Source organism: bacterium (genome assembly GCA_008933615.1).
GTDB lineage: Bacteria > CLD3 > CLD3 > SB21 > SB21 > SB21.
In genome coordinates, this window is sequence record WBUR01000065.1 from 1 (window position 1) to 10,179 (window position 10,179).

The window sequence follows — 10,179 nt, forward strand, 5'->3', positions numbered from 1 at the left end:
TTTATTTTCTCAGAAACTCTCCCTAAAAGTATATACCACCGCCGATGGATTGCCTCCTTTTGCGGCCGAGCGGATCATGCAGGACCGTCTGGGGAATCTCTGGATCACAACGGGCGGCGGGGTGGTTATGTATAACGGAAAAGAGTTTAGAGTGTTTACGACGGACGAGGGGCTTTCTTATAATGCAACGCGCGCTATTTGCGAAGATCGTTACGGGCATATCTGGGTTGGAACGCTCGGCGGCGGCGCGGTAAAATTTATGCGTAACGGATTTGGAAATTACGATCTACGCGCCTTTACGACACGCGACGGCATGAGCCATAACGCCGTGCTGTCCGTGCAGGCGGATACCGGCGGCCGCGTGTGGTTTGGCACCAAAAACGGCGTTACGATCATTCAAACAGACAGTTTATCTCAAAATATTCATATCAGAAAATTGCTTGATGGGCGGAGTATAGATCAAATATGTGTTGCGTCCGACGGCACGGTATGGTTTGGAGAATTCACCGGTAAAGTATCCTGGCTTAAAGACGGAAGTATACAAGCCGTTTCACCGTTCCCGGATGCCTCCGGCATCAGCGGAATTGAAGAAGACAAAAACCGGCTAATTTGGATCACGTCGTTCGATCACGGGATTAAACAAATAAAAATGACGTCCGGGAAGGCCGAAGTTCTGTCGGATCCGCTTCCGGAATCATTTAATACAAAAATTTATGGCACAGTCAAAACTCGGAAAAACTTTTTCCTTTTTTCAACATTTGGTTCCGGTCTGATAGTTAAAAACGGCGGCGTGCTCCATTTTGTGACGACCGCAAACGGATTGCCGGAGAATAACATTACTGCGGCTTTTGAAGATCGCGAAGGCACGTTGTGGATCGGGACGGCCAATAGCGGCCTGGTCAAATTGGTTTCATATCCTTTTGTCAACTATGATAAGGAATCCGGCCTGGCCGGTAATTATGTTTTGGACGTGATTCAGGATCGCAATGGCTCGTACTGGTTCACTTCTTATGAAAGCGGCCTCACGAGGTATGATGGAAATTCCTATACGGTTTTTTCGGCAAAAGACGGATTACCGAGCAAGTCCGTTTATGGGCTGATGGAAGATTCGCAAGGCAGAATATGGGTTTCAACAACCGGGCAAGGCGTATTTGTGTACGATGGAAAAAAATTCACGCCATTCAACAAAAAAAATATTTATTTATCCGATGTTCTTTGTTTTTTGGAAGACAAAGAGAAAAATATCTGGTTTGGCACCGATGCATACGGCGCTATACGCTATTCGCCCGATAAACAATTTGTTCAGTTCGGCACAAACCAGGGACTTGCAGGTCTTCGTGTTTTCAGTATGATTCAAGATCGGAAGGGACGTATTCTATTTGGCTGCGGACAGCCCAGCCGATTTAAAGAAGCCGGCGGCCTGTCGGTTTGGGATCCGGAGCGGTTTTACAAAAATCTGAATCCCTTTACAACTTTTTCCAAGAGCAACGGTTTCCCGTCCAATCAGGTTACAGTGGTTTATGAAGATAAGCACAGCAACCTGTGGCTGGGCACACGGCAGGCCGGGTTGATCTTATTTAGCGACGGCATCATTCAGACTTTTACTAAACGGGACGGCCTTACTTCCAACGACGTAGTCGCTCTGCAGGAAGATAAACTGGGACGTCTATGGATTGGAACCGTGCAAGGCCTGAATATATGGGATGGCAAAAGCATAGAGACCTATTCAGTGAAAAAAGGACTCTTAAGCGATGAGGTATATGAAAACGCCATGATCTCAGACAAACAAGGCGATATATGGTTTGGAACTCCGCGAGGCGCGTGCCGGTTCAAGTTGAGTGAAAAACAGATACCCATCGTCCTGCCGCTAGTTTATATAGACAAAATACGTTCCTTCGGAAAGGAAATATCGACGGAGGTATTAAACCAATTATCTTTTCGCCAAAATTCTCTGGATTTTCAAGTGGTCGGGATAGAACTGAGATCAGAAAAAGATATGATTTATCAGTTCATGCTTGAAGGTTATGATCACGATTGGGAAGAACCGACAGTTCGCGATTTTATTTCTTATACTAATTTAGATCCCGGCAAATATGTTTTCAGAGCAAGGGCACGAGGCGCATCCGGTGTGTGGAGCGAACCATCGGCCGTGGATTTTGAAATCATTCCTGCTTTCTGGCAGACGATTTGGTTCCGGATAAGCTGCATTGTGTTTGTTCTCGTCATGTTACCGATCGCGTACAAATATTCAATAAAGGGTTGGAAAGGGTTTAAAAAACGGCGGTCTTTGCGTATTATCGCACAGTACAAAATCAAGGACGTTATCGGTGAAGGCGCCATGGGCGTCGTTTACCGCGCATTTGATAAGACCTCGCGCATTCATGTTGCGCTGAAAGTGATCAGCGAAAAGCTGATGAATGATCCGGATAACCGGTCGCGTTTTGTACGGGAAGGACGCATCTTATCCAAATTACGGCATCCTTTTGTTGTGAAGGTCTACGCTACGGGAGAGTGGATGGGGCGTGGATACATTGCGATGGAGATTTTAAAAAGGGGCGACCTCAAAGCGTATTTAAAAAATAATTTTCCGCTGAAACAAAACGAACTGGAGCGCCTGTTAATAGGCGTCGCCGAGGGATTATCGTACATTCACCAGCAGAGCATCGTTCATCGAGACTTCAAGTGCGAAAACATCATGCTGGACGAACACTTGAATCCGAAGATTATGGATTTTGGCTTGTCAAAATCGGTGCTGGTGACGACGATGACGCAAGTAGGAACGATCATGGGCACCCTCGGTTATGTTGCTCCGGAACAAATCACCGGCGGTAAAACGGACCATCGATCGGATATCTTTTCATTCGGCGTCGTGATGTATGAATTGCTGACCAACAGCCTGCCATTCCGCGGTGAAAATGAAATCGCCATGATCCATTCGATCTTCAACGATCAGCCGGCTTTGCCATCTGAAATAAATCCCACGATACTGCCGTTTCATGAAAAAATCGTAATGAAATGCCTTGAAAAAGATCCGGACAACCGATACCAAACATGTGAAGAAATATTGGACGACCTGCGGCCTGAAGAAATAATTTTGTGATCAAGGCCTCAAATGTCTTGCTATCCCGCCATTAATCTTTGTATTTTGCTTCATTAATTTTACTCACAGACACTTGCCATGCAGAAAATAACCGACCTGCTCGACGACCTGAATAAAAAGTTAGATGAAGGGTTTAAAGAACTCTCTGCTCTTTTTTCCGGTTTGAACACCAGTTTAGCTCAAAAAGATTACCGTAAAGCAGAAACAATGCTGAACGAGCTCTTCAAGACGTATATGGAGGCGCATCGGATCGTCAATACCCATGTTGCAAGGCTTGACAGCAATCTGAAAAACTTTGAAAATCAGCTTGAAGCCGTTTCTACGGAAAAAGAACAATTCAAAGCCCTATACAACTCCGGGATGCTGATCTCTAATAAAAGCGAGTTACAAGGATTGATTGCATTTGCGATGGATCAGATAACCTACCACTTGCGCGCGGAACGCGGGTTCTTAATTTTGGTTGATGAGGCGGGACAAAAAGAATATTTCGTCAGTAAAAACTTTGACGGACAGAATATAGACGATCCGGCCAACGAGGTTTGTTCTTCCGTCATTAAAAAAACGCTCGATGTATTGAAGCCTGTGAAGATCGATGACGATTCCATGACGGATAGCTTTACAAAACAGGGAAGTTTTGTTCGGCTCGGGCTTCGTTCTGTCTTGTGCGTGCCGATCATTCACCGTAAAACCTTACTGGGCGTAGTGTATCTCGATCGTCGCGACGACATAAAACCTTTTTCAGATAATGATTTAACGTTTCTGATGGCCTTTGCGAAACAGATTGCGTTTCGCGTGAATGAACTGAACGAAATGAAAAACGTTCAGTATGAATATGAGCGCCGCGACCGGAGCCGGCTGCAGGAACTGCGGGAAAAATATAATTTCAAGGAAATTGTCGGCACCAGCGAGAAGCTGGTTCACATTTTGGAGTTGTCGGCCAAAGTAGCGCCGACGGATGTGCCGATTCTCATTCTCGGCGAAAGCGGCACCGGCAAGGAACTCATTGCGCGCGCGATCCATTTTAACAGCGACCGGTTTGACAAGAAGTTTATTGCGATCAATTGCGCCGCAATTCCATCCGATCTTCTGGAGTCGGAATTATTCGGATTTGATCCGGGCGCATTTACCGGCGCGGTCAAATCCAAATTGGGTAAGTTTGAATTAGCGCACCAGGGCACGTTGTTCCTCGATGAAATAGCGGAATTATCCGTTAATTTGCAGGCTAAAATTCTACGGGTAGTGCAGACGAAAGAGTTGGAGAGGTTAGGCAGTACCGAAACGCGCAAGATCGATATCAGAATTATTTCTGCCACCAATAAAAAATTAGATGAATTGATCAAAGCAGGGAAATTCAGAGAAGATTTGTATTATCGTTTGAAAGTCGTTGAAATCGTCGTTCCGCCGCTGCGAGACCGGAAAGAGGACATACAGTTACTGATTAATTATTTTATTCAAAAATACAGCCAAAACAAGATCACTTCCATCAGCGAGGAAGCGGTTGATATTTTGGAACACTATCAATGGGACGGCAATATACGCGAACTCGAAAACGTTATACAACGCGCCGCCATTTTATCCACCACTTCCATGATCCAGATCAACGACCTGCCGCTTGAGATCATTGCCAAAGTCGACAGCGGATATAAGATCAAAAACGATATTTCGCTCGAAGAAGCCGAAAAAGATTTCAGGAAATGGTTCATTGTCAGAACTCTACGCAAAGTTAATAATAATAAAACCAAAGCCGCCGAAATCCTAGGCATTAACCGCACGCATTTTTTTCGCATGCTTAATCAACTCGGAATTTCCGAGTAAACGCCTGTTTATCCGCATTTTGTAACCCGTGCGCGACATATATTCTATAAAAAGCGTCGCATTATTGTGACCATCCCGCCTCATTTCCCAGCCCTGATTTTCAACATGAGATATTCAATTATTGTAAAAACGACATTTAGAGCCGTCCGTCGTTTTTGGTATACATATTGAACAATAGCAGCTAATACACAACTTGCAAGAAATACGTGAAGAAAAAAATTCTTATTCTCAATCAGAATATCGATGAACTTTCGTCCATGCGCCAATTGTTTGCAAAAGAAGGGTGTGATGTTATTACCGCGTCTAGCTGGGAAACGGCGCTGAAACTTATTTCGAATATTGACATCGACTATTTGGTTTTAGACGCAAAAAATAAAGACTTCAAAGAGCGCTTTCAAAACGCGGTTCCGACAATAAAACGATAGCAATCTTGATTCATTTTTCATAACAGAGGAGGGGATATGTGTTATTTTCGAATGTTTTGCGCCTGCACATTTTTGTTTTTGACAACACTTTATTTGGCCGGCCCGGTCAACGCGCAGAGCGACAGAACGGCAGAATACATCAATCAAACTTTCTACAATAAACGACTGTCTTTGATTCGTACAGGGTATGATCGTTGGAAAGGATTGGCCGATGCGTTTCCGCAGGAAAAACATATTTCGGAAATGAATTCTCACTTTTACGCCGCAGTCAACGATTTTAATTACGGAAAAGACGCTGACGGGAAAACGATCATGCCGATGATGGTTGGTTATGCTTTCGGATGGCCGATCGGGGGATTTTACTTTTTAGGGTATACAACGGACTTCAAAAATTTTTTCAAAAAAGATAAAGACGAATCGGCCGGTTATTACAAGGCATTTACACTCGGCGCTAACGTGGATCTGCGTCTGATAACTCTGCAGGGCGACGCTACCGTCAGCGGCGGAACGGTTTCTTTCTACGGGAAATCCTATATCGCGCCCGTGAGGTCTTTTGTCGGGGCGGGGATTAGCAAATTTGGTTTAGTTGACAGGATCACTCCGGGTACTTCAGCGCAGCCAATGTATCCGGGGACTTTGGCAAAACCGCGAGCTAATGCGGCGGCGGTCAATGCGCAACAGATCATTAATAAAGGTACGTATGCGCTGGATCTGATTGAATTCGGAACAAATTACTTCCAATATTTTAACACGGGATTAAAGTATTTCAAACTCGTTAAAGCGCGATACGTTCCGAATATCTCTACTGCGTATCACCAGTTTATCGATTATAAGGACTGGGAAAAGATGAGCTGGGATTTTGAACTGTTTTATGAATCGCGCGGCAAGACATTAACTAAGTCATTTTCTCCCAAAGACTATGAAATACGATTTACCGTGTTCAAATTCTTAGGCGATCAAAGCGACGCCCTCAGCACCGATATTGGCACCAAAGGAACTACATGGCGGCCGGCGGCATTTCTCGGACTTAGTTACAAATCCAAAGAAGACGCCATCAGCCAGACTCTGACGGAAAGCGGACAGGCATATACAGGCGAACATGGTTTCGGCGGAGAAATTGGCGCCGGTTTTCGCGTATTGGGATTCAAACGATTCGGATTTCAGGAAGATACTTATGTAAAGCTCAGCTATTTCATCAATTACAGCCAATATTTCGAACGATTGCCCGCAATGACCAGCGGATTAAAATTTAGAGTGGTATTCTAAATCTATTCGTTCATTTAATTAAGGAGGAGAGACATGAAACGTTTTATTGTAATTGCAGCCTTAGCTTGGTGCGTCGCATACGCGCGCCCTGTGTTTGCGGGCGATGATGTTGCCAAAGCAACTCCGGCATGGAAAGTGAAAACAAAAAACAAACTGGAGAATGTTCAGGAAGTGTTGGGCGGACAGGCCTTTTTTTCTCGCGAAGACGATTACGTATCAGTGATCAATGCCGCGGACGGCAAGGTATTATGGGAAAAAGAATTAAAAGGTTTCAAGAGCAAGAAGTCGTTAATTCTGGTTAAAGACGATCAGCTATCCTATACGACTAAAAAAGAATTTGTCATACTTAATATGAACGACGGATCGGAAAAATCCCGCACGCCGTTTAAGAAAGATCCGCGTTCAGGAAAAGAAGTTTCGGAATCGGATTTCGTAGAATCGGTAAGAACCCCAAACGGGTATATCAATATTTTCCAGAAATCGGTAACGTTTACCGATTTTAAGGGCAACGAAATGTGGACGCGCGGCGATGAGAATATGGGCGCAGGTAATTACAAACTGTTTGATAACGGAAACTTTCTCGCATTTTATTCCAAATCGGTTTCCATGATCGATTATACTAACGGCAATGATCTCTGGAGCCGCAACGATCAGGGTTTCATGCCGGATTATTATCACCAGATCAAAAGCGGCCATTTTGTGGTATTCTATGAAAAAAGCGTCCGGCTGGTTGCTTTCGATTCCGGCAAAGATCTGTATGCATCCGCGGAACCGAGCAACGGCGACTTAAAATATACCTGGTATAAGACCGCCGCCGATAATGACGCGATCATTGTTTTTCTGAAAAAAAGTACCGTATTAGTGGACGGCAAAAATGGTAAGTTACTTTGGTCTGCCGCAATTAAGGGAAGTGAAGAGCGCGGCGGAGTGAAGAAAGATGAAGTGTGCGCTGAATCCGTCGGTAATGCCGCAGTCATCTATCTGGAAAAACAAGCGGTGGGGGTTCATTGTATTTCCGGAAAACAGACTTGGAAAGAGGACGTGAAAGACGATGATGAAATCGCGGACGCGGCGTCATATACCTATAGTGAAAACGATCAAATCGTCGCCGGGTTGGTCAGCGTGAATAAAGTATTGATAAGATACGACGTCGCAACCGCTGAAAAAATATGGAGAACGCCGGATAATTCTTTTATAGGACAGATGGTTGATCAGTATAAGATCGAGGGAGATGATTTTTTATTCGTATCCGGACGACGCGCGTTCCTCATGACCAATAAAGAATTAGGCGTACACCTGTACCGCGTGAATATTAAAGACGGTACGATCAAATGGCATACGCAGACCCGCGCAGGCTGGTCCAATGCATTTGGAAAAAATGTGAAGACAACCTACGCCAACGTTGCGAGCGGTCCGTTTATTTTTAAAGATAAAAATCTGATAGCGCTGGTAACGAATATGGGGTTGGCTCTGATCAATCTGACTGACGGAACCGTATGCGGCAAAGACGGGAAGTGGACAGCAAGCAAAATCGGCGATTGGAAAACGCCGGGCTGCGTTTATGAAAGTTATAAGATGATCTATGCCAGCACCATTGTTCCGCCCACGGCTCAAACAGTTAATATTGTCGCCGTGTACGCGAGCGCGTTCAGTTCTATGCGCAATATGTCTTTCGTCAACCTGAATCCTGATCCGATCATCGTAGGCGACGTCATGTACGTCTGCGCGTCGATGGATGAAAAAGTAGTTGCCGTAGATATCAAAGGAGGGAAAAAACTTTGGGAATGCGATGTGAATGGTCCCATCGTCAAATTGCCGTTCAGTAAGGGATTGGCTGTGAAAGACGGCAATGTGTTTGTTCGGACCGGATTTTATCTTGACGAAAATATTTTGTTTGGCGTAAATAACCCTAAACCGACCCCGATCGGAGATAAAGGCGATTTTGGTTTTGTCGGTATCGACGGTAAAACAGGTAAAGTCATGTGGAAGTTTCAGGACTTCGATAAAATGGATCCCGTCTATCTTGTAGACGTGGTGACCGATAAAGCCTACGCCGAGAAGGCACAGAACGGCAATTGCTCGCAGAAAAAACTTAAATTAGGATTGGTCGGCATCAATATCGATCGGCCGTCGTACATGTTAATCGGCGGCGGCAATGGCATTGCGGGCATTCAGCGTGATGCAAACGATCCGTGCAAGGCCCTATGGCACATTGACGACGATTTCACGGCGGCATCCGCGGCATATGAATTAGGCGCGGGTACGACCGCGATGATGTTATTTGCCAATGACGTAAAACGCACCGTGATCTGCTCCAACAAAAATATGTATCTGGTGGATGAGGCAGCGCACAAGGTCTTATGGAAAGCAAAAAAAGAATCCAACCAATTTCTCCCGGCGCTGGTTTCTACCAAAGCCGGGCTCTTGTTGGACGTAGATGGAAAAGAAATGACGGCGTATAAGTTTGTTAATTAGTTTCGATTGAAGTATAGCGAAATTAAATTCCGCTATACACTTTATAAAACATAAATTTGAAAGTAATTTAGAATAAGAAGCATTAAATAATTACCTAAACAAAAAACCCCGTAAACATAAAATGTCTACGGGGTTTTAGTTTTTGTCCGATCCGCTTTCTAAAAATCAGATCCGATCGTGAAATAATGTTTCGCGTCTCCGCCGCCGAAACGCGGACTGCGGATATTCCATGCAAGATCATACCTCAGGATAAAGAACCCGAGAAATGCGCGAATGCCGAATCCATAGCCCAGGCGGGCGTCCTGAAATACGGCGCCAGGTTCGCCTTTTAAGGTCTGGCCCCAGTCAAATTTCGCTCGGTTATAAACGATATTCCCGTTGCGGTCGACGTACCGGTAGTTTGCCCTGTGAAAGCTGCCGTCCGGATCCTGAAAAGTCTGATCCTGCCCGCCCCAGGCCGCGCCGAAGTCGACGAATGTGACGCCGCGAATCTGCTGCAGGAACAATGGGATCGGGAAACCCAGCTGCATAAAATGGATTAGGGGAAATCGTAATTCCAGATTGCTTACAAAATATCGTGTGCCCTGCAATTCGTAATAATCGCTTCCGCGCAAAGGCGAAACGAAAGTGGCGAGAAAGTCTTCCAGCGCGTCAACGATGATCTCGCCGCTGCGAAACCGCGGGATGATCCAGTTATCCAATCCGCCGACGAAGAAGCGCTGAGGATCGCGTCCGTACGTGCTTCCCGCGCTCGCGCGAAAAGCCACCGCGTAATATTTCTTGAACCACCAGTATTTGCGCGCGTCCGCTGAAACGGTCGTAAAGCGCAAACCGTTGGATCCGTAACCGGGACTGGTAACCACGGATAGCTGAGCGCGGCGCCCGTCGAACGGGCCAAAATACGTGTTCAACGCGTTGTCGGTTGTCAACGAAGCGCCGATAAGCGTATTCTGCGAGCGGCGGGTCGGGCCAACGCCTATATTTTCTTTGGTGGCCGGAATCCCACCCGGCAACGGTCTCATATCATTGGCAATAGAAGTTTCCCGCGCTATTACGAACTGGGTCACGTCCACTTCAAACCGATTGAACTTATTGAAT

General features: G+C 45.6%; 6 protein-coding genes. 5 read left to right on the plus strand and 1 reads right to left on the minus strand.

Annotated elements, in window-relative coordinates:
• The 5 genes from F9K33_15995 to F9K33_16015 form a co-directional block, all read left to right on the plus strand.
• The coding region (locus F9K33_15995) for a protein kinase (protein KAB2877625.1) at positions 1–3,100 on the plus strand (3,100 nt) is incomplete at its 5' end.
• Positions 3,101–3,178: 78 nt separating this feature from the next.
• Positions 3,179–4,915 carry a sigma-54-dependent Fis family transcriptional regulator gene (locus F9K33_16000; GenBank protein KAB2877626.1) on the plus strand — a complete coding sequence of 579 codons (1,737 nt, stop codon included), beginning with the start codon at positions 3,179–3,181 and terminating at the stop codon, positions 4,913–4,915.
• Between the two features lie 206 nt (positions 4,916–5,121).
• Entirely contained in the window at positions 5,122–5,340 is a 219-nt protein-coding gene (locus F9K33_16005) for a hypothetical protein (GenBank protein KAB2877627.1), read from the plus strand.
• 36 nt (positions 5,341–5,376) lie between these two features.
• The gene (locus F9K33_16010) at positions 5,377–6,606 is read left to right on the plus strand and encodes a hypothetical protein (GenBank protein KAB2877628.1); all 1,230 of its coding nucleotides are present in this window, start codon (positions 5,377–5,379) and stop codon (positions 6,604–6,606) included.
• Positions 6,607–6,639: 33 nt separating this feature from the next.
• Positions 6,640–9,081, plus strand: coding sequence for a PQQ-binding-like beta-propeller repeat protein (locus F9K33_16015; GenBank protein ID KAB2877629.1), 2,442 nt, complete (start codon positions 6,640–6,642; stop codon positions 9,079–9,081).
• Positions 9,082–9,239: 158 nt separating this feature from the next.
• Here F9K33_16015 and F9K33_16020 read toward each other — a convergent pair whose 3' ends face one another.
• A complete protein-coding gene (locus F9K33_16020; GenBank protein ID KAB2877630.1) occupies positions 9,240–10,148 on the minus strand; it encodes a BamA/TamA family outer membrane protein in 909 nt (302 codons plus the stop codon).
• Positions 10,149–10,179: the final 31 nt, after the last annotated feature.

Coding starts and splice junctions, on each gene's coding strand:
- F9K33_16000 (KAB2877626.1), top strand. CDS start 3,179: ATGCAGAAAATAACCGACCTGCTCGACGACCTGAATAAAAAGTTAGAT.
- F9K33_16010 (KAB2877628.1), top strand. CDS start 5,377: ATGTGTTATTTTCGAATGTTTTGCGCCTGCACATTTTTGTTTTTGACA.
- F9K33_16015 (KAB2877629.1), top strand. CDS start 6,640: ATGAAACGTTTTATTGTAATTGCAGCCTTAGCTTGGTGCGTCGCATAC.